21 protein-coding genes are annotated in these 18786 nt (G+C 54.6%); 7 read left to right on the top strand and 14 right to left on the bottom strand.

The features are described 5' to 3' along the window. Positions 1-60: 60 nt before the first annotated feature. Positions 61-1410, top strand: coding sequence for a polyamine export protein PaeA (gene paeA, locus ACVLVH_RS16650; RefSeq protein WP_101762880.1), 1350 nt, complete (start codon positions 61-63; stop codon positions 1408-1410). A 64-nt stretch (positions 1411-1474) separates the two neighbouring features. Here the strand turns inward: paeA and ACVLVH_RS16645 are convergent, their stop codons facing one another. Beyond that, positions 1475-1681 carry a DUF1107 domain-containing protein gene (locus ACVLVH_RS16645; protein WP_007892150.1) on the bottom strand — a complete coding sequence of 69 codons (207 nt, stop codon included), beginning with the start codon at positions 1679-1681 and terminating at the stop codon, positions 1475-1477. Positions 1682-1994: 313 nt separating this feature from the next. On the opposite strand from ACVLVH_RS16645, the gene ACVLVH_RS16640 reads away from it, so the two are divergent. Continuing rightward, positions 1995-2558: a YtfJ family protein gene (locus ACVLVH_RS16640; protein ID WP_101762879.1), complete on the top strand. Its 564-nt coding sequence runs from the start codon at positions 1995-1997 to the stop codon at positions 2556-2558. A gap of 35 nt (positions 2559-2593) precedes the next feature. Here the strand turns inward: ACVLVH_RS16640 and cysQ are convergent, their stop codons facing one another. Continuing rightward, positions 2594-3340, bottom strand: coding sequence for a 3'(2'),5'-bisphosphate nucleotidase CysQ (gene cysQ / locus ACVLVH_RS16635; protein WP_101762878.1), 747 nt, complete (start codon positions 3338-3340; stop codon positions 2594-2596). 293 nt (positions 3341-3633) lie between these two features. Here cysQ and ACVLVH_RS16630 point away from each other — a divergent pair, with 293 nt between their 5' ends. Continuing rightward, positions 3634-5580, top strand: a complete 1947-nt coding sequence (locus tag ACVLVH_RS16630) for a bifunctional 2',3'-cyclic-nucleotide 2'-phosphodiesterase/3'-nucleotidase (RefSeq protein WP_498949793.1) — start codon at positions 3634-3636, stop codon at positions 5578-5580. Between the two features lie 3 nt (positions 5581-5583). On the opposite strand, the gene ACVLVH_RS16625 is transcribed toward ACVLVH_RS16630, so the two are convergent. From ACVLVH_RS16625 to bamJ, 3 genes are all read right to left on the bottom strand, one after another. Continuing rightward, a complete protein-coding gene (locus ACVLVH_RS16625) occupies positions 5584-5889 on the bottom strand; it encodes a type II toxin-antitoxin system RelE/ParE family toxin (RefSeq protein WP_192412249.1) in 306 nt (101 codons plus the stop codon). Next, positions 5890-6138, bottom strand: a complete 249-nt coding sequence (locus ACVLVH_RS16620; protein WP_192412251.1) for a type II toxin-antitoxin system Phd/YefM family antitoxin — start codon at positions 6136-6138, stop codon at positions 5890-5892. A gap of 128 nt (positions 6139-6266) precedes the next feature. Continuing rightward, the gene (gene bamJ, locus ACVLVH_RS16615; RefSeq protein WP_008103590.1) at positions 6267-6887 is read right to left on the bottom strand and encodes a BamJ family beta-barrel-assembly machinery protein; all 621 of its coding nucleotides are present in this window, start codon (positions 6885-6887) and stop codon (positions 6267-6269) included. A gap of 216 nt (positions 6888-7103) precedes the next feature. On the opposite strand from bamJ, the gene ACVLVH_RS16610 reads away from it, so the two are divergent. Continuing rightward, entirely contained in the window at positions 7104-7757 is a 654-nt protein-coding gene (locus ACVLVH_RS16610; RefSeq protein WP_158238609.1) for a LysM-like peptidoglycan-binding domain-containing protein, read from the top strand. A 179-nt stretch (positions 7758-7936) separates the two neighbouring features. On the opposite strand, the gene rplI is transcribed toward ACVLVH_RS16610, so the two are convergent. From rplI to rpsF, 4 genes are read right to left on the bottom strand one after another with little or no spacing between them, the layout of a single operon-like run. Beyond that, complete coding sequence (gene rplI / locus ACVLVH_RS16605) at positions 7937-8386, bottom strand: 50S ribosomal protein L9 (RefSeq protein WP_008103594.1); 450 nt, start codon at positions 8384-8386, stop codon at positions 7937-7939. A gap of 39 nt (positions 8387-8425) precedes the next feature. Continuing rightward, on the bottom strand, positions 8426-8653 hold the full coding sequence (gene rpsR, locus ACVLVH_RS16600; RefSeq protein WP_002210155.1) for a 30S ribosomal protein S18: 228 nt from the start codon (positions 8651-8653) through the stop codon (positions 8426-8428). A gap of 4 nt (positions 8654-8657) precedes the next feature. Next, positions 8658-8975, bottom strand: coding sequence for a primosomal replication protein N (gene priB, locus ACVLVH_RS16595; protein ID WP_007892027.1), 318 nt, complete (start codon positions 8973-8975; stop codon positions 8658-8660). A gap of 6 nt (positions 8976-8981) precedes the next feature. Then, complete coding sequence (rpsF, locus tag ACVLVH_RS16590; protein WP_101762874.1) at positions 8982-9377, bottom strand: 30S ribosomal protein S6; 396 nt, start codon at positions 9375-9377, stop codon at positions 8982-8984. Positions 9378-9763: 386 nt separating this feature from the next. Between rpsF and ACVLVH_RS16585 the strand changes: the two genes are divergently transcribed. Then, positions 9764-9973 (top strand): hypothetical protein, encoded by a 210-nt coding sequence (locus tag ACVLVH_RS16585; protein WP_192412255.1) that lies wholly within the window; start codon positions 9764-9766, stop codon positions 9971-9973. Positions 9974-10019: 46 nt separating this feature from the next. Here the strand turns inward: ACVLVH_RS16585 and yjfP are convergent, their stop codons facing one another. Beyond that, complete coding sequence (gene yjfP / locus ACVLVH_RS16580; protein ID WP_498949786.1) at positions 10020-10769, bottom strand: esterase; 750 nt, start codon at positions 10767-10769, stop codon at positions 10020-10022. Between the two features lie 158 nt (positions 10770-10927). Here yjfP and ACVLVH_RS16575 point away from each other — a divergent pair, with 158 nt between their 5' ends. Then, positions 10928-12859, top strand: a complete 1932-nt coding sequence (locus ACVLVH_RS16575) for a methyl-accepting chemotaxis protein (RefSeq protein ID WP_192412257.1) — start codon at positions 10928-10930, stop codon at positions 12857-12859. A gap of 54 nt (positions 12860-12913) precedes the next feature. Beyond that, entirely contained in the window at positions 12914-13240 is a 327-nt protein-coding gene (gene bsmA, locus ACVLVH_RS16570; protein WP_498949784.1) for a biofilm peroxide resistance protein BsmA, read from the top strand. On the opposite strand, the gene ACVLVH_RS16565 is transcribed toward bsmA, so the two are convergent. The 4 genes from ACVLVH_RS16565 to nsrR form a co-directional block, all read right to left on the bottom strand. Then, positions 13214-14842 carry an isovaleryl-CoA dehydrogenase gene (locus ACVLVH_RS16565; RefSeq protein ID WP_498949782.1) on the bottom strand — a complete coding sequence of 543 codons (1629 nt, stop codon included), beginning with the start codon at positions 14840-14842 and terminating at the stop codon, positions 13214-13216. The genes bsmA and ACVLVH_RS16565 overlap by 27 nt on opposite strands. An 83-nt stretch (positions 14843-14925) precedes the next feature. Further along, complete coding sequence (rlmB, locus tag ACVLVH_RS16560; RefSeq protein ID WP_101762868.1) at positions 14926-15660, bottom strand: 23S rRNA (guanosine(2251)-2'-O)-methyltransferase RlmB; 735 nt, start codon at positions 15658-15660, stop codon at positions 14926-14928. Between the two features lie 108 nt (positions 15661-15768). After that, entirely contained in the window at positions 15769-18219 is a 2451-nt protein-coding gene (gene rnr / locus ACVLVH_RS16555; protein ID WP_192412261.1) for a ribonuclease R, read from the bottom strand. A gap of 16 nt (positions 18220-18235) precedes the next feature. Beyond that, positions 18236-18679 (bottom strand): nitric oxide-sensing transcriptional repressor NsrR, encoded by a 444-nt coding sequence (gene nsrR / locus ACVLVH_RS16550; protein WP_008103609.1) that lies wholly within the window; start codon positions 18677-18679, stop codon positions 18236-18238. Between the last annotated feature and the right edge of the window lie 107 nt (positions 18680-18786).

Genomic DNA, 18786 nt, shown 5'->3' with positions numbered 1-18786 from the left:
ACGCCCATTCCCGCGCTGCCCAGGCCAAAAATGACAAGTGATTAACCCAACGGACCTTTTATGCTCGATAGCTTACTTGTCATTCTTTTACTGATCGTCATCAGTTCATTTTTCTCCCTTTCGGAGATCTCGCTGGCCGCCGCCCGTAAGATCAAACTGAAGCTGCTGGCTGACGAAGGCAATATCAATGCCCAGCGCGTGCTGAAGATGCAGGAACAACCTGGCATGTTCTTCACCGTAGTGCAGATTGGCCTGAATGCCGTGGCGATCCTCGGCGGTATCGTCGGCGATGCGGCGTTTTCGCCCGCCTTTAATAGCTTATTCAGCCGCATCATGGCACCCGAATTGGCTGAACAGCTCAGTTTTATCTGCTCCTTCACCATCGTGACCAGCCTGTTCATTCTGTTTGCTGACCTGACGCCAAAACGCGTCGGCATGATTGCACCGGAAGCCGTAGCGCTGCGCATTATCAACCCGATGCGCTTCTGCCTGGTGGTGCTGCGTCCGCTGGTGTGGCTGTTCAACGGCCTGGCGAACGTCTTCTTCCGTCTGTTCAAACTGCCGATGGTGCGTAAAGACGACATCACCTCCGACGATATCTATGCGGTGGTGGAAGCCGGTGCGCTGGCGGGCGTGCTGCGTAAGCAGGAACATGAGCTGATTGAGAACGTGTTTGAGCTGGAATCACGTACCGTGCCGTCATCAATGACCTCGCGCGAGAACGTGGTGTGGTTCGATTTACACGAAGATGAAACCACACTGAAAACCAAAATCGCCCAGCATCCGCACTCGAAATTCATCGTCTGCGATGGCGATATCGACCACATCGTCGGCTATGTCGATTCCAAAGAGCTACTGCTGCGTGTACTCGGCAATCAAAGCCTGACGCTGAACAGCGGCGTACAGATTCGTTCAGCGCTGATTGTGCCGGATACGCTGACGCTTTCTGAAGCGCTGGAGAGCTTCAAAACCGCTGGTGAAGACTTCGCGGTGATCATGAACGAATACGCGCTGGTGGTGGGCATCATTACGCTGAATGATGTGATGACCACGTTGATGGGCGATTTGGTGGGTCAAGGTCAGGAAGAGCAGATTGTCGCGCGCGATGAGAACTCATGGCTGGTCGAAGGCGGCACGCCAATTGATGACGTGATGCGCGTGCTGGATATCGATGATTTCCCGCAGTCTGGCAATTATGAAACCATCGGCGGCTTCATGATGTACATGCTGCGCAAGATTCCGAAGCGTACCGACTTTGTGAAGTTTTCCGGCTACAAGTTTGAAGTGGTGGATATTGATAGCTACCGTATCGACCAGCTGCTGGTTACGCGTATTGATGAACGCCCGCCGGTGCTGAATGTGAACAAAAATACGGTGGATGAATCTGAGTCGTCCCAGGATCGCAATTGATGGCGACAAGCCAACAACCGCACTAAAAACTGAGGGCGCCATCGGCGCCCTTTCTTATGCTTACTTAGTTGTACTCGGCTTGCAGCCGCAGCACCTGGCGATTGATTTCTGACATCACGCTAAGATGCTGTTTATCTTTGACACGCGGCAACATCACTTTGCCCTTATCAAACTCGAACGCGCCCACGTCCTTGATGTACAACCTTCCTCTAAATAGCGTTTTGACATATTTCGCAATTTGCAGCGGATTATAGCGCTGGAAGATCTTCATGCTGTTTAACTCCTAAAATGTTTAATACGCTCCGTCGTCACCAAATTTGGTACGAACCCGTGAAGCGCAAATGAGGCATAACTATAGAGCATCCTTTCTTAGCCGTGTTCCGAAAAGGTGAATTATTTACTGAATTGACACATCATTACAGAATACTCTGTTATCAGCCTCACTAAACCCAGTATAAACCTTCACTCATTATGGAATTGTGGCATAGGTTGCAAACCTGTTAACTCATTGCGACAGACGCATCATCCACGCCTAATATTGCAGGAACATGAACAACTGGTCGGATCACCAAGGAGAGTAATAAATGCGTTTGAGACACACTGTGATAGCACTGGCACTCTTGCTGCCGGGCCTGGCTGCGGCACATGCCTTCAAACTGGGTGAACGCGTGCCAGCCGTTGGCGTTAACGACAAAGGAGAGCTGGTTTATCAACAAGATGAAGATAAGTTTAGCTACAAATCCTGGAATAGCGCGCAGCTAAGCGGAAAAGTTCGCGTTATCCTGCATATTGCCGGGCGCTCTTCTGCTAAAGAGCAGAATGCGGCGTTAATTGAAGCCATCAAAGCTGCGCATCTGCCGCACGATCGTTATCAAACCACTACTATCGTCAATACCGACGATGCGATTCCGGGCACCGGCATGTTCGTGCGCAGCAGCCTTGAGAGCAATAAGCAGCAGTTCCCATGGTCGCAGTTTATCGTCGATAGCAACGGCAGCGCGCGTCAGGCCTGGCAGCTGGAGAAAGGCGGATCCGCGATTGTGGTGCTGGATAACACCGCACATGTGCGCTACGTCAAAGATGGTCCGCTGACGCAGGACGAAGTGCAGCAGGCGATGAAGTTAATTCACGAGTTGTTGCAGAAGTAAGTGGAGGTCGCCGTCAATGGCGACCCGATGAAATCTTAAAACAGCGAAACGCGGAAACCGGGATTAAGGAAAGATTCTCGCGGCGTGTAATCCAGCGTTTTCCCCTGCCAGTCATGCACATGCGCACCAGCCGCAATCGCCACCGCATGGCCTGCGCCGGTATCCCAGATGTTAGTGGGCCCGAAGCGCGGATAGAGTTGCGCGCTGCCTTCAGCTACCAGACAGAACTTCAGCGATGAACCAATCGCGGTGGTTTGATGCTCGCCGAGCTGGTGCAAATACTCCTGCAACTCGGTATCGCTCTCAAAATGCGAACGGCTAACCACCACTAATGGTGGACGCGCTTCACGCGCATGAATCTGCGTCTGCTGGCCGTTCTCTTCTTTCCAGGCTTTACCCTCAGCCGCCGAGTACATCACGCCCAGCACGGGCGCATAAACCACGCCCAATACCGGTTTGCCATTTTCGATCAGCGCAATGTTGACTGTAAACTCGCCGTTGCGCTTGATGAACTCTTTGGTGCCATCGAGCGGATCGACCAGCCAGTATTTCTGCCAGTGCTGACGCACGTCCCAGCTCGGGGGATCCTCTTCAGATAGCACCGGCACCCCCGGCGAAAGCGCCGTCAGACCTTGCACAATCACGCGATGCGCCGCGAGATCGGCCGCGGTAACGGGAGAATCATCCGACTTACGGGTCACGTCAACCGGCTCTGCGCCGTTATATACCTGCATAATGGCATCGCCCGCATCACGCGCCAGCTGACAAATTTTATCTAACATTCTTTACCTCTTTTCCGCTGATTCTGCCTGTCAGACACCAACCGCCAATCTGTCCTTATTTTAGCAGTTGTCATTCAACAGCCTGCGACTGTGCTGTCTGCTACGGCAATCTATTTGAATATCAATACCATAGTTCATCATCGGCGGCTATGGCGGGATGCTGAATGCGCTTTTAGCGCGGCCCGGCGGGAGATATTGGATGAAAGTCCGAGCTTCATCACAAATTGAAATGATAATTCGTCATGGTTTTACATTATTTTGAGAGGCCCATTGGACCGAACAAGGAGCAAGCGATGTTCAAAGCGAGCATGTCGTTATTGGCACTCTGTATAACTGCCGCCACGGTACAGGCTGCTACGGTGGATCTGCGCATTCTGGAAACCACCGATCTGCACAGCAATATGATGGATTTCGATTATTACAAAGATACGCCGACGGAGAAATTTGGCCTGGTACGCACCGCCACCTTAATTCAGCAGGCCCGCGCGCAAGCGAAGAACAGCGTGCTGGTCGATAACGGCGATATTATTCAGGGCAGTCCGCTGGGCGATTACATGGCGGCGAAAGGGCTAAAACCGGGCGAAGTTCATCCGGTATATAAAGCGATGAATACGCTGGATTACGCGGTCGGAAACCTCGGTAATCATGAGTTCAATTACGGTTTACCTTATCTGCAAAAAGCGCTGGCCGGCGCGCGTTTCCCTTACGTCAACGCCAACATTATCGATGAAAAGAGCGGAAAACCACTGTTTACGCCCTACTTAATCAAGGAAACCACCGTTACAGACCGTGACGGTAAGCCGCATACGATGAAAATTGGTTACATCGGCTTCGTTCCCCCGCAGATTATGGTTTGGGATCGCAACAATCTGCAGGGAAAAGTGCGGGTTGATGACATCACTGAAACAGCGAAGCGCTATGTGCCGGAAATGCGCGCAAAAGGTGCTGAAATAATCATCGCTATTCCGCACTCCGGTTTGAGCAGTGAACCCTATCATGCCATGGCCGAAAATTCGGTCTATTACCTCAGCCAGGTTGCTGGCATCAACGCCATCATGTTCGGTCACGCTCACGCGGTCTTCCCGAGCAAAGAGTTTGCGGCAATTAAAGGCGCTGATATCGCCCAAGGCACACTTAACGGTATTCCGGCGGTGATGCCCGGTATGTGGGGCGATCATCTGGGTGTGGTCGATCTGGTGCTGAATAACGAGGGCGGCAAATGGCAGGTTGCGCAGGGCAAAGCCGAGGCACGTCCAATTTATAACAGCGCGGCGAAAAAATCGCTGGCTGCCGAAGATGCCGATCTGGTGAAAGTGCTGGAGCAGGATCACCGCGCCACGCGCGATTTTGTTGCCAAACCGATCGGTAAATCCGCCGACGTGATGTACAGCTACTTGTCGCTGGTGCAGGACGATCCCACGGTGCAGATCGTTAACAACGCGCAGCGCGCTTACGTCGAGCACTTTATTCAGGGCGATCCTGATCTTGGCCGCTTGCCGGTGCTCTCCGCCGCCGCGCCGTTTAAAGCTGGCGGCCGCAAAAACGATCCCGCCAGCTATGTCGAAGTGGAGAAAGGTAACCTCACTTTCCGTAACGCCGCCGATCTCTATCTCTACCCCAATACGCTGGTGGTGATGAAAGTCAGCGGTGCACAGGTGAAAGAGTGGCTGGAGTGTTCAGCCGCGCAGTTTAATCAAATCGATCCGCACAGCAGCAAACCGCAAGCGCTGATTAACTGGGATTTCCGTACCTATAACTTCGATGTAATCGATGGCGTGCAGTATCAAATCGATGTCACGCAGCCGGCGCGCTATGACGCAGAGTGCTCGCTGATTAACAAGGGGGCTTCGCGCATTAAGGATCTCAGCTGGCAAGGCAAACCTATTGATCCTCAGGCCAGTTTCCTGGTCGCCACCAATAACTATCGCGCTTATGGCGGCAAGTTTGCCGGCACCGGCGATAAGTATGTCGCCTTCGCGTCGCCGGATGAGAATCGCTCGGTGGTTGCCGCCTATATCAGCAGCGAAACCAAAGTGCATGGCGAAGTGAAACCGCAGGCCGATCACAACTGGCGTTTAGCGCCGATTAACAGCACCACGCCGCTGGATATCCGTTTTGAAACCGCGCCTGGTGCGAAAGCGACGAAGTTTATCGAACAGCACGCCGATTACCCGATGAAAGCGGTGGGCAGCGACGAGATAGGTTTTGCGTTGTGGCAGGTGGATTTGCAGAAGAAATAGTTGTTATAAGCGGGTTGCCAGATGCGTAGCTGGCACCCTGCTCTGATGTAATACCGCCAAAATAATAATGCCTTTCTGGCCTGGCTGGTAATAAACCATGTGACTGACATAGGGAAAGCTGAGTACACCTTCTGCAACATCCAGCGCTCTGCTTTTTCCCAATGTCGGCATTTCTGCCAGCGTGCGTAACGTCTCCTGCAAACGCCTTAAATAGATTTTTGATTGCGCATCGCCCCAGTTCTGCATAGTGAACCGGCGAATATCGACAAGATCCTGCCGCGCTTCATCCGTAAGCTGATAATTAGCCATTTAACCCAGCAATTGGTCGAAAAAGGTTTCACCATCGGTCAGTTGTGCGTTGGCAATATCATTTCTGGCTCGGGCAATTTTTTCCTGCAGAAATTGCTGCTTCATGGCCTCTATCGCCTGATACTCCTCAGCGGAGATGACCACTGCTACCGGCTTTCCGTTACGGCTAATCTGGACCGGCTCACGCTGCGCTTTCAGCAGCATATCGCCAAATTGGGTTTTGGCTTCGTTGGCGGAAAGTGAATACATACCGCACCTTTCGTGTGAATCGTTCGATTCGCACATTATATGCGCTGATTAATTTAAAACCAGCTTGTTCTACAGATATAAAAAAACCGGCACGATCGCGTGCCGGTTTTGAGAATCAACTTGGCTACTTACAGAATTTCCAGCAGCTCAACTTCAAAGATCAGGGTGCTGAATGGCGGGATGGAAGCACCAGCACCGCGTTCGCCGTAAGCGAGGTTGTGTGGAATCGCCAGTTCCCACTTGGAACCGACTGGCATCAGCGTCAGCGCTTCGATCCAACCGGCGATTACGCCGCTAACCGGGAATTCTGCGGGTTCGCCACGCGCGACTGAGCTGTCGAATACGGTGCCATCGATCAGTTTGCCGGTGTAATGCACGCGCACACGATCCTGACGTGAAGGAATTGGACCTTCGCCCTGCGTGATGACGCTGAACTGCAGACCGGTTTCAGTGCTGCTAACGCCTTCGCGCTGTGCGTTCTGCTCAAGGAAAGTCTGACCTTCTGCCGCCATCGCTTCTACACGCTCACGACGCACGCCTTCAGCGCGCTCGTGCACTTCACGCAGTGCGCGATGTACCACGTCAACCGGGACGGCCGGTGAGTTCCCTTCCAGCGCGTCGCGCAGGCCGGCGAGCAGTGCTTCTGGCTGCAGACCCTGCAGTCCAGACTCTTGCAGCTGCTGGCCTACCTGTAAACCGATACCGTAACTTGCTTGTGATTCGACGCTGTCGAATGAAGGGGTCGTCATCTTGATTCCTTAATCCCGGAGAAAAATAGAACCGGCAGCATACCAGCGCGGGCGGCTGGCGTAAAATCTCACGCGCCGCAGATGACATTTCCCGGCGAAACGGAAACAATACAGCGGTCAAATTTTTCAATGCTGCCAGGCACTTCCTGTCAGCATTGCTCATACTATAGCTGTGGCGAGGTTTTCACCCGCCACCGTCGGAACAAGAGAGAATACATGGGCCAGATCGCCCCACGACGTCGCAGGACGCGCGCACCGCGTACTTTATTACCTTGGTTGCAACGTTGGCTGCCGCGCATTCCGCGCCAGGCCGCCAGCGAGGAGGATTCACGAATGGCTTCCGATCACCCTTCCCGCGTTCCCGCCGCACTACAGCGCGTCTGGCATTTGCTGGATGATGTGCGCTGGATGGATCCGCTACCCGCTTTGCATCGTCGCGGCATCGTCATTGCCCTGCTGGTGCTGCTGCTGGCGTTTCTCTGGCCGAGCAGCACGCCGCAATATCCGGTTGAGCGTCCGGCGGACACTGGCGCTAAAGAAGTGCCGATGCAGGCGGAGATTTACGACAATAATCAACAGCAAAACACGCCGGCGAAAACCGATTCGCAGGGCGAGTGGCGCACCTATAATGTGGCATCAGGCCAGACACTGGCACAGCTGTTCCGCGACAATAATTTGCCGGTGAATGATGTGTTTGCCATGGCGCGAGTCGAAGGTGATGGGCAGCCGCTGAGTGCGTTACAGAATGGTCAGCAGGTGAAGATTCGTCAGAACGCGCAAGGCGTGGTGACCGGTTTAACGGTGGATGGCAGCAACGGTCCGGTGCTGTTTACACGCCAGCCAGATGGCAGCTTTATCCGCGCTCAGTAAAACGCAGAAACAAAAACGCCGGCACATGGCCGGCGTTTTCGCATTACCGAGTATACTCGTCATAATCCAAGTTACAGATGCGTTGGCTACGCTCATTCACCCCTGTCACTTACCGAAGTAAGCTCAGGGGATTCATTCCCTTGCCGCCTTCCTGCACCTTGAATTATTTAGAGTAACAATTACTCAGCAACTACATTCACAACCAGTTTAGCGAAGACTTCGCTATGGATCTGGAAGTCAACTTCGTGCTCACCAGTGGTGCGCAGTACGCCTTCTGGAAGACGAACTTCGCTTTTAGCCACTTCAACGCCAGCTGCAGTTACTGCATCAGCGATGTCACGGGTACCGATGGAACCGAACAGCTTACCAGCGTCGCCTGATTTAGACGCGATGGTTACGTTGCCCAGTGCGTTGATTTTCTCTGCACGTGCGTTAGCAGCAGCCAGAACGTCAGCCAGTTTGGCTTCCAGTTCAGCGCGACGTGTTTCGAAGAACTCAACGTTTTTCTTGGTAGCAGGAACAGCTTTACCCTGTGGAACCAGGAAGTTACGAGCGTAGCCCGCTTTAACGTTAACCTGATCACCCAGGCTGCCCAGGTTTGCTACTTTATCAAGCAGAATAACTTGCATTACCTTATCCTCTTAAAGTCGTTAATGGACAACTACCGATTACTGATGACGATCAGTGTACGGAAGCAGGGACAGGTAGCGAGCGCGCTTGATGCAACGAGCGAGCTGGCGCTGGTATTTTGCACGAGTACCGGTAATACGGCTCGGGACAATTTTACCGCTTTCGGTAATGTAGTTTTTCAGTGTAGCGATATCTTTGTAATCAATCTCTACAACGCCTTCCGCGGTGAAACGGCAGAACTTGCGACGACGGAAATAACGTGCCATTTGGCTAGTCTCCAGAATCTATCAAATCAATCTGCTCGGCATGTAACACCATTCTGCTCTGACCATTGCGTGCCTGATGGCAGCTAATAAAGCCTTCGAGAGTGAGTTGCGTGCCGACCGTTATATGTTGAGTAATCACCTGATGGGTGCTGCCGCTGATAATCACCGGCATTTGACACCAGGCTTGCCGGTGGAAACCGGCTTCCTCTTGCACAGAACGATGCTCAAGCACGAACTGGCAATGAGGAATCCCTGACGGACTGACTTTTCGAACCGGCGTCTTGCACACAGTGCCAGACAGGCGCAGTCGATTTGCCGTCATGTCGGATTACTCTTCAGAATCCCCAGCATCTGAGTCATCAGCCGATTCGTTAGCAAAGTCTTCGCGGCGATCACGACGCTCATCTTTAGCTTTAACCATCGGAGATGCTTCAGTTACCGCGTGCTTAACGCGCATAACCATGCTGCGGATAACGGCGTCGTTGAAGCGGAAGTTAGTTTCCAGCTCGTCAATCACTTCCTGCGGCGCTTCTACGTTCATCAGAACATAGTGAGCTTTGTGCAGTTTGTTGATTGGGTAAGCCAGCTGACGGCGGCCCCAGTCTTCCAGACGGTGAATCGTGCCCTGTGCACCGGTGATAGCACCAGTGTAACGCTCGATCATACCTGGAACCTGTTCGCTCTGGTCAGGGTGGACCATAAATACGATTTCGTAATGACGCATCGATAGCTCCTTACGGATTATTCAGCCTCCTGTCAGGGTCAGCTGCGGCCCACGGAAGCAAGGAACGTTATAGGTTGCGAATCATTTAAAAAATGAAACACACCTCTGAATGCAGCTGAAAAATTGACGCGTAATCATACTGGCGTCCTTGCGGAAACTCAAGCGCACAATTCATCAAATGGCGACTATCGTGCCAGCTGATGCGGCTTTTCGTGCTAAGTGAAATGCATCAGTGAGTTAGAGAAGGTTTTATCAAATTCTCTGAAGAAGGCGTTCAAAGGGACGATCTGGCGGCAAATTGGTTAAGAACTACACTGTTTACAGGCGCAACGAATTCCGCTTTTCGCCGCGTCTGAGAGTGCAATCCCTGGAGTGAGGAGTCGATAATGAAAAAGATCATTTTCGCCACTTTACTGGGTCTCTTCCTGTCTACACCCGCTCTTGCCAGCTCCGCTGACTTCGCGCAGCAGATGAGAAGTCACAGCAGCAACGCGGCATCAGGCTATGTCTACGTCAATCGGCTGGATGCGCCTGCAAGCAGTAACCCAGTCAGTGCCAATACCAGCGCCGCCGAACGGTTGTCATCACAACTCTGATTCGGCAACCTAAACGGGCTGGCGCCAATCACGCCAACCCGCATTTTTATAAATGATGTTTAAAGAAACTGACCAGCGCCGTCAGGGCCGCTGGCGTGATTTTATGGCCGATGTTTTTTTCAGATAGCTTGGTCACATGGTGATCGAGTTCTGCCTCGCCTAAGGCTTTCTGTAAACGCGCCGTTTCAGCAAAGGGCACCACTTCATCCGCTTCGCCGTGCCACAACAGTAAAGGTCGATTCGCCAGTTTCTCCAGCTGTTCGCTGGGATCATACAGCGCCAGCGGTGCTAAACGCGCGGCAAAAGCCTCTTTCTGCTCTGGCGTGCGCGCCACCAGCGGCGGAAACAGCGTATGACTCAGCTGCATGAAATAGCCGGAACCCATCAAACACGCCACGCTGTGAATCTGTGGATAGCGTGCCATCGCGCCCAGCGCGGTCATGCCGCCCATCGAGGCGCCCGCCACGGCAAAACGTTCATCCGCAATCCAGTCGTTATCGCGCAGCGCCTTTTCCAGCAACGGCACTTCATCGATGTTCTGTTTAAGGACCTCCCAGAAGTGGGTCATCCGCGCGTCGGTATCGCCGTTGTAACGTGCGCCGTGCATGTCCGCATCGGGCATGATCACGCGGAAACCAGCCTGCGCCAGCGCCACGGCAAAGTAGCTGTAAACCTCTTTCGATGAGGTAAAACCGTGATAGAACAACACCGTCGGCAAGCGCGCCTGGCGCTGCCCGGCCGGTGATGCGTGGATACATTCAATGCCTGCCAGATTCTCCGTTGCCAACTCGATCATACCGCCTCCATTGAGAATGATTATCACTGGACTCAGTGTAAGTGCTGCCTGACAAAATGCGAGCCACTTCACATTAAGTTTGAATAATTTCTGCCCTAAACATTTAGCCCACTTTGCCGTTGATCTTGTACCCCTTCAATAATCTCAAAAGGTACTTTATGAAGCGTCTTTCTCTCAGCGCCATGGGTCTCGGAATCAAGCTGTCTGTATTGACGTCTTTGAGCGTGGCAATTGTGCTATTTACGCTGACCTTGACCCTGAGCCATAACGCGGCACGTCAGCTGGAGCAGCTGGCAACCGATGATATGCAGAATCAGGTGCAAGGCATTAATGAAATGGCCACCATGTTCAACGCCACGCTGTCGGAAGAGGTGGCAAATTACACCAAACTGTTCCAAAGCTTCCTGCCAAAACGTTTTAGTCGTGACGACAGCGAACGTGTGCAGGTAGGTGAATTCAGCACGCCAACGCTGCGAGCGGGATTGAAAACCCTCAACCTCGATCAGATCGCGGTAGATGATTTTCTCGATCGTACTGGTGCGGTATCCACCATCTTCGTGCGTGACGGCGAAGATTACATCCGCATCGCCACCTCGCTGAAAAAAGAGGATGGCAGCCGCGCGGTGGGCACCAAACTGGATCGCAGCAGCGCCGCCTGGCGCAGCGTCAATCAGGGCACGGTCTATCGCGGCCTGGCGACGCTGTTTGGCCATCGTTACATCACGCAGTATCAGCCGGTGCAGGATAGCAGCGGCGCGGTAATCGCTATTCTGTTCGTCGGGGTACAGATCGACGCGCAGTACGCGCTGATGCGTGACAAAGTGCTGGCGCGCCATCTTGGTGACAGCGGCACCTTCTCGGTGTTGAATGGGACGCCGGGCAGCAGCCAGGGCCAATATCTGTTTGATCGTCACGCTGAAGGCAAACTGCCGCGCTGGGATAACGCCACGCAGCAGCAATTGCTTAGCCAGCCGAAGGGATTAGTGGCGATTGAACTGGATGGCGAAACCAGACTGCTGGCGTGGCAGCAGTTGCCAGGCTGGAACTGGATTATCGCCGGTGAAGTGAGCCGTGCCAGCCTGCTGGCGCCAATCACGCACAGCCGTAACCTGTTTATGGCGATTGGCCTGGCGTTGGTGATCGCGTTTGCCATTGGTTTTATGTGGTACAGCCGCCGTGCCATCACACGTCCGCTGCAGCAGGTGATCCATCTGGCAGAACAGTACGCCGCTGGTAATCTGCAGGCACATCTCGACTCTTCACGTCGTGATGAGATTGGTCAGCTGGTCAGCGCGATCAACGGCATTGGCGATGGACTGGAGAAAGTCGTTAGTCAGGTACGTTCGGCGGCGCGGGAAATCAGCAGCGGCACCGATACCATCGCCGCCAGCAGCTCCAGCATCAGCGAGCAGATTGGCCGTCAGGCCAGCAGCGTGGAGGAAACCTCGGCCAGCATGGAGCAGTTTGGCGCCACCGTGGCACAAACCGCTGCCAACGTGCGACAGGCGATGGCGCTGGTCGGTGAAGCGGCTAATACCGTGAATCAAGGCGGCAGCACCGTGGCACGTTCGGTGGAAACCATGTCGGAGATTCGCGTGGCGTCGCAGAGCATCGCCGATATCACCCATGTGATTGAGTCGATCGCCTTCCAGACCAACATTCTGGCGCTTAATGCCGCGGTTGAAGCCGCTCGCGCCGGTGAACACGGTAAAGGCTTTGCGGTGGTCGCGGCGGAAGTGCGCGCGCTGGCACAGCGCAGTGCTACGGCAGCCAAAGAGATTGATGGATTGATTGCCAGCTCCATCGATAAAGTGGCGGCCGGCCATACGTTATCTGAGCAGACGCGCGATGCGATGAGCCATATCGTCAATCACATCGAGCAGGTTAAAACGCTGATGGGTGAGATCAATATTGCCGCGCAGGAACAGGCGGCGGGCATTGGTCAGGTGAATCTGGCGATGAATCACATCAGCCAGGCCACGCATCAAAGCAGCGATATGATTAACCAGTCAGAAACCACCGCCAATCATCTGAGTAAGAAAGGGCATCATCTGACGCAGCTGGTGAGCATTTTTCATTTGAAAGACTAAAAGCCACAGGAAGATGGCTTACACTTGAGCCATCTTCCTGCTTCAGGAGTTGCTATGCGTACTCTCTATTTGGCCTTAACGCTGCTGCTCAGCGGCTGCGCCGCTTTCACCACCACGCCACAAGCTCCGCCGCCGCCCACGCAGCACGCGCAGGAGATTTCACGCGCGCAGAGTATTGGCCTGCCGAAGCTCGGCACTATCACCACCACCACACGCGGCTCGCCGGATGATGCGCAGCGCGCTATTGCCGCGAAAGCCAACCAGGCGGGGGCGGTTTACTATCAAATTCTGATGCTGGATGAAACCACCCTTCCCAGCTTCTGGTACGCCACTGCCATTCTCTATGGCGCGCCGTCAACCGGCGCTGCAGAGCAACAGTAAGCGCGCGCAGAGATCGTCGCTTAATGCCCGTGTGCCGCGCAGATCAAGCTGCTGCTGACACCAGCCATCGGCCAGCGGCGGCTCTGCCACTTTCAGCAAAATCGCGGCACTCGCCAGCTGCAGTAATTCGCGCGTAATTTCGCGTGCCTGCCCTTCGCGCGGGTTCGCGAGCTGCAAGCGTAATTGCCGCCAGCGGCGATCAAAGTGACGATTACTGCCCTTCACCGCCTCAAACTCATCATGCAGCATGGTCATCACCTCGGCGTGACGTCCGAGCACCCGCAGGACATCCAGGCACATCACATTGCCGGCGCCTTCCCAGATGCTATTCACTGGCATCTCACGATAAAGACGCGGCAGCTCGCTCTCTTCGCAATAGCCAATGCCGCCCAACACTTCCATCGCTTCTGCCACAAAAGGCATGCCCGCCTGGCAGATCACATATTTGGCGGCGGGTGTGAACAGGCGTGCGTATAAGCGCTCATGTTCGCTGGCCGGTGTTGACCAGGCGCGCGCCAGCCGCAGCAGCAGTGCGGTTTGCCCTTCCAGCTGTAGCGCCTGTTGCGCCAGCACCGCGCGCATCAGTGGTTGATCGATAAGGTTCTTGCCCATCACCTGACGCTGCTGCGCATGATGCACGGCAATCGACAGCGCACGGCGCATCTGTCCGTGGCTGCCCAGCGCGCAGTCGAAGCGCGTCATGCCGCCCATCTTGAGGATCAGCCGCACACCTTCGCCCTCTTCGCCCATCAGCCAGCCGATAGCGTCCTGAAATTCCACCTCCGCACTGGCGTTGGAGCGATTGCCGAGCTTGTCTTTAAGGCGTTCGATGCGAATGGCGTTGCGCGTGCCGTCCGGCAGCAAGCGTGGCAGGAAGAAGCAACTCAATCCCTGTGACGTTTGCGCCAGAATCAGATGCGCATCGCTTTGCGGGACCCAGAAAAACCATTTATGGCCGGTGATGCGATACGCTTCGCCCGCCCCGCGCACGCCGAGCGGTTCGGCGCGTGTGGTGTTGCTCAACACATCGGTGCCGCCCTGTTTTTCCGTCATGCCCATGCCAATCAGCAGGCCGCGTTTCTTATTGCCCGGCAGATGATGCGCATCGTACCGATCGCTGAGCAGCGCTTCGCGCCAGTCAGCGTAGGGTTCAGGCAGATGATTTTGCAGCAGCGGAATGGCGGCGTGCGTCATCGTCACCGGACAGAGCGAGCCGGCTTCCACTTGGGCATGCAGGATAAATCGTGCGGCACGCGCCACCATCGCCTGTGGCTGAACGTCGGGCTGCCAGCTGAGATTGTGAATCCGACTGGCGCATAATCCCTGCATCAGCAGATGCCAGGCGGGATGAAAACGCACTTCGTCGAGGCGTTCACCGCGCGCGTTGTAGCGCAGCAGTTCAGGCGCTTCGACGTTAGCTAAGCGGCCTAGTTCAAGGGATTCGGCGCTGCCAAGTTGCAAGCCGACGGAAGCCAGCCATTCGCGATCCCAGCTGGCACCTTCGCGTGCAACGGCCTCGCACAGGGCGATATCGCGCGTGAACAGATTGCTGTTACTGAGTGGATGGGGCTGATTAAATACGGTGTGAGTGGTCCAAATCATATAACGTCCTCCTCATACTCATTTTTCAAGTATGAAGAGGATGTGCAGTTATGCCTGGCCTGGAAAATTTTTTGCGGCGGGGATCACGCCTGACGCTGACGAACGGCTTCGAACAAGCACACGCCGGTGGCAACTGACACGTTGAGTGACGAGACGCTGCCTGCCATTGGGATGCTGATCAGCTCATCGCAATGCTCACGCGTTAAACGACGCATACCTTCACCTTCCGCGCCCATCACCAGCGCCATTGGGCCGGTCATTTTGCTTTGGTAAACGGTGTGATCGGCTTCGCCTGCGGTACCAACCACCCAGACGTGGTATTCCTGCAGCAAGCGCAAGGTGCGCGCCAGGTTGGTGACGCGAATCAACGGCACGTTTTCCGCTGCGCCGCTGGCCACCTTCTTCGCGGTGGCATTCAACGGTGCTGCACGGTCTTTTGGCACGATGACCGCATGCACGCCCGCGGCATCCGCGCTACGCAGGCAAGCACCGAGGTTGTGCGGATCGGTAACGCCATCCAGCACCAGCAGGAACGGCTTCTCAAGGCTCTGCAGCAGATCCGGTAAATCACCCTCCTGATACTGCTTGCCTGGCTTCACGCGCGCCACGATGCCCTGATGCACGCCGCCTTCAACCTGGCTATCGAGCCATTGACGGTTCGCCACCTGCACCGGGATTCCCTGAGCTTCCAGTGCGAGGATCAGCGGCTGCAGGCGACGATCGTCGCGGCCTTTAAGGATAAAGACTTCCTGAAAACGCTGAGGATCGCGCTCCAGCAGCGCCTGCACGCTATGAATACCAAAAATTATTTCACTCATTACTTTGCTCAAGGTTGGATTTAGATCGTTGAATACGGAGATTCAGGTGCGCATGAATGCGCACCCTACAACGGTTTCGTCAGGTCGCCCTGCAAGGCGACCAAACTATCAGGCTTCGTCAGGCTGCTTCTTCGACGCGCGCTTAGACTTGGTGGCGGCGGCGATTTTACGGGTTTTCTCGGAGACTTTTTTGCCTTTTTTCTCGGTTTTAGCCGGTTTTTCAGCAACAGCAGGCTTTTTCTTTTCGCCGCGGAACGCTGAATCAGGTTCGAAAGTGCCCTTCTTGCCGGCATCACGACGACGCTTGGCTGGCGGCTTGCCGCCGCGTTTCTCACGCTCACGTTCGGTTTTGCCTTCGCCGCGCGGTACACGCTTGCTGGAGATCAGCGCGAAGTCGATTTTACGCTCGTCCATATGCACGGCTTCAACCCGCACTTCCACCGCATCGCCCAGACGATAAGTACGGCCGCCGGATTCACCAATCAGACGCTGACCCACCGCATCGAAGCGATAATAGTCGTTATCCAGCGAGGAGACGTGCACCAAACCATCGATAAACAGTTCGTTAAGACGTACGAAGAAACCAAAGCCGGTCACGCTGGAGATCACGCCGTTGAACACGTTGCCAACCTGATCCTGCATGAAGTCACACTTCAGCCAATCGGCAACATCGCGCGTGGCTTCATCAGCACGGCGCTCGGTCAGTGAACAGTGTTGGCCCAGCTGCAGCATCTGCTGCATGTCGTAGTGATAGCCGCCGGTCGGCGTGGTGATGCCGTCCACTTCGCCGCGCTCTTTTGCCAGCAGATATTTGATGGCGCGATGCAACAGCAAATCCGGATAGCGGCGAATCGGCGAGGTGAAGTGCGCATACGACGCCAGCGCCAGGCCGAAGTGACCCCGGTTCTCAGGATCGTAAACCGCCTGTTTCATCGAACGCAGCAGCATGGTTTGCAGCATTTCTGCGTCTGGGCGATCGGCCACTTGCTTCAGCAAGGCGGCATAATCGGTCGGGTGTGGCTTAGTGCCACCCGGCAGGCTTAAGCCCAGCTCGTTCAGTACGGTACGGAAGCTTTTGATGCTGTCTTCGCTTGGACGATCGTGATCGCGGAACAGCGCAGGCTCTTCATTTTTCTCAACAAAACGCGCTGAGGCGATGTTGGCGAGAATCATACACTCTTCAATCAGCTTATGCGCATCATTGCGTGAGGTGCGCTCAACGCGCTCAATGCGACGCTCGGCGTTGAAGATGAACTTGGGTTCATCGGTCTCAAACGAAATGCCGCCACGCTGCTCACGCGCGGTTTCCAGCACCTGATACATGTTGTGCAACTCGTGCAGATGGGGAACCTGCGCCGCGTATTGTTCACGCAGATCGGCATCACCTTGCAGAATGTTCCACACTTTGTTGTAGGTCAGTCGCGCATGGGAATTCATCACCGCTTCATAGTGTTTGAAACCGGTAAGTTTGCCGCTGGAGGAGATGGTCATCTCACACACCATGCACAAACGATCAACCTGCGGATTCAGCGAGCACAAGCCGTTGGAGAGAATCTCCGGCAGCATCGGGATAACCTGCGACGGGAAATAGACCGAGGTGCCGCGCTGATGCGCTTCATCGTCCAGCGGCGTGCCCGGACGCACGTAATAGCTGACGTCGGCAATCGCCACCCATAAACGCCAGCCGCCGCCGCGTTTCTTCTCGCAGAAAACCGCATCATCAAAGTCACGCGCATCTTCACCATCAATGGTGACCAGCGGCAACTTACGTAAATCAACACGTCCCAGCTTCGCTTCTTCCGGTACTTCTTCTTTCAGCTTAGCGATCTGCTTCTCAACTTCTTCCGGCCATGTGTGCGGGATTTCATGGGTGCGCACCGCCATATCGACCGCAAGGCTGGTGCCCATATCGTCACCCAGCAGCTCGGTCACTTTGCCGATCGCTTTGGTGCGACGCGTCGCACGTTGGGTGATTTCAACCACCACCACTGAACCCATACGCGCGTTAAGCGTTTCTTCTTGCGGGATCAGGATGTCGAAACTCAGGCGGCTGTCATCCGGCACCACAAAACCGGTACCTGCATCGGTAAAGTAGCGGCCGACGATCTGGCTGTTACGTGGCTCAAGCACGCGCACCACGCGCGCTTCACGACGACCTTTACGATCGGCGCTGCCTGGCTGCGCCAGAATCACGTCGCCGTGCAGGCAGAATTTCATCTGCTCAGCAGAGAGATAGAAATCATCTTTCTGACCTTCTACGCGCAGGAAGCCATAGCCATCGCGATGGCCAATCACTTTACCGCGAAGCAGATCAAGACGTTCTGGCAGGGCGTAACATTGACGGCGAGTAAACACCAGCTGGCCATCACGCTCCATGGCGCGCAGACGACGACGCAGCGCTTCCAGCTGCTCTTCGCTGGTGATATTCAATTCCTGCGCGATGTCATCGCGGCTGGTCGGCTTTTCGCGTTTTTCCAGCAGTGCCAGAATAAATTCGCGGCTTGGAATTGGGTTTTCGTATTTTTCAGCTTCTCTATCCTGATAAGGATCTTTTGACATTACGGTTCCTCCGATGTCATTTAATTTGGATTGCCACCGGCGGTTCGGACAATAAAAGTTGGTACAGCGAATCGTTATCTTTGACCAAATCGGCCAGCGTATACTTGTCCAGTTCCTTGAGGAATAGCTGGACCGCATCGTGCAATGCTTTACGCAAACGACAGGCTGGCGTGATCACACACTCGTCGCAGTTCACGAGCTGCAATGGCTCCATTCTTCGCACCACATCGCCAATGACGATTTTTTCCGGGTCCATGCCTAAACGAATTCCGCCGTTTTTACCGCGTGTTGCGGCGACAAAGCCAGCCCGGCTAAGTTGATTGATGATTTTAACCATATGGTTACGCGACACCCCGTAGGTATCGGTGACTTCGGTAATGTTGGTCTGCTTACCTTCCGGTAACGTCGCCATGTAAATCAGGGCACGCAGACCATAATCGGTAAAACTTGTTAGCTGCACATATACCTCAGTGAATCATCGAACGTTATGGTTATGCGCCGGTCGGCGTGATGTTTAAATATGATGATAAACCAGAGCGTGGTGGCCGGTGCGTTTTTTTCCGGCAA

It is taken from the genome of Kluyvera sp. 1366 (assembly GCF_054823405.1).
The sequence above is the reverse complement of the archived record's forward strand: the minus strand, read 5'-3'. Positions and strand labels throughout refer to the sequence as shown.

Coding starts and splice junctions, on each gene's coding strand:
- ACVLVH_RS16610 (WP_158238609.1), top strand. CDS start 7,104: ATGGGCCAGATCGCCCCACGACGTCGCAGGACGCGCGCACCGCGTACT.
- yjfP (WP_498949786.1), bottom strand. CDS start 10,769: ATGATCGAGTTGGCAACGGAGAATCTGGCAGGCATTGAATGTATCCAC.
- ACVLVH_RS16625 (WP_192412249.1), bottom strand. CDS start 5,889: ATGGCTAATTATCAGCTTACGGATGAAGCGCGGCAGGATCTTGTCGAT.
- ACVLVH_RS16585 (WP_192412255.1), top strand. CDS start 9,764: ATGAAAAAGATCATTTTCGCCACTTTACTGGGTCTCTTCCTGTCTACA.
- priB (WP_007892027.1), bottom strand. CDS start 8,975: ATGACGGCAAATCGACTGCGCCTGTCTGGCACTGTGTGCAAGACGCCG.
- cysQ (WP_101762878.1), bottom strand. CDS start 3,340: ATGTTAGATAAAATTTGTCAGCTGGCGCGTGATGCGGGCGATGCCATT.
- ACVLVH_RS16640 (WP_101762879.1), top strand. CDS start 1,995: ATGCGTTTGAGACACACTGTGATAGCACTGGCACTCTTGCTGCCGGGC.
- ACVLVH_RS16565 (WP_498949782.1), bottom strand. CDS start 14,842: ATGATTTGGACCACTCACACCGTATTTAATCAGCCCCATCCACTCAGT.
- rplI (WP_008103594.1), bottom strand. CDS start 8,386: ATGCAAGTTATTCTGCTTGATAAAGTAGCAAACCTGGGCAGCCTGGGT.
- rpsR (WP_002210155.1), bottom strand. CDS start 8,653: ATGGCACGTTATTTCCGTCGTCGCAAGTTCTGCCGTTTCACCGCGGAA.
- bamJ (WP_008103590.1), bottom strand. CDS start 6,887: ATGACGACCCCTTCATTCGACAGCGTCGAATCACAAGCAAGTTACGGT.
- ACVLVH_RS16630 (WP_498949793.1), top strand. CDS start 3,634: ATGTTCAAAGCGAGCATGTCGTTATTGGCACTCTGTATAACTGCCGCC.
- rlmB (WP_101762868.1), bottom strand. CDS start 15,660: ATGAGTGAAATAATTTTTGGTATTCATAGCGTGCAGGCGCTGCTGGAG.
- ACVLVH_RS16575 (WP_192412257.1), top strand. CDS start 10,928: ATGAAGCGTCTTTCTCTCAGCGCCATGGGTCTCGGAATCAAGCTGTCT.
- bsmA (WP_498949784.1), top strand. CDS start 12,914: ATGCGTACTCTCTATTTGGCCTTAACGCTGCTGCTCAGCGGCTGCGCC.
- ACVLVH_RS16620 (WP_192412251.1), bottom strand. CDS start 6,138: ATGTATTCACTTTCCGCCAACGAAGCCAAAACCCAATTTGGCGATATG.
- paeA (WP_101762880.1), top strand. CDS start 61: ATGCTCGATAGCTTACTTGTCATTCTTTTACTGATCGTCATCAGTTCA.
- rpsF (WP_101762874.1), bottom strand. CDS start 9,377: ATGCGTCATTACGAAATCGTATTTATGGTCCACCCTGACCAGAGCGAA.
- ACVLVH_RS16645 (WP_007892150.1), bottom strand. CDS start 1,681: ATGAAGATCTTCCAGCGCTATAATCCGCTGCAAATTGCGAAATATGTC.
- rnr (WP_192412261.1), bottom strand. CDS start 18,219: ATGTCAAAAGATCCTTATCAGGATAGAGAAGCTGAAAAATACGAAAAC.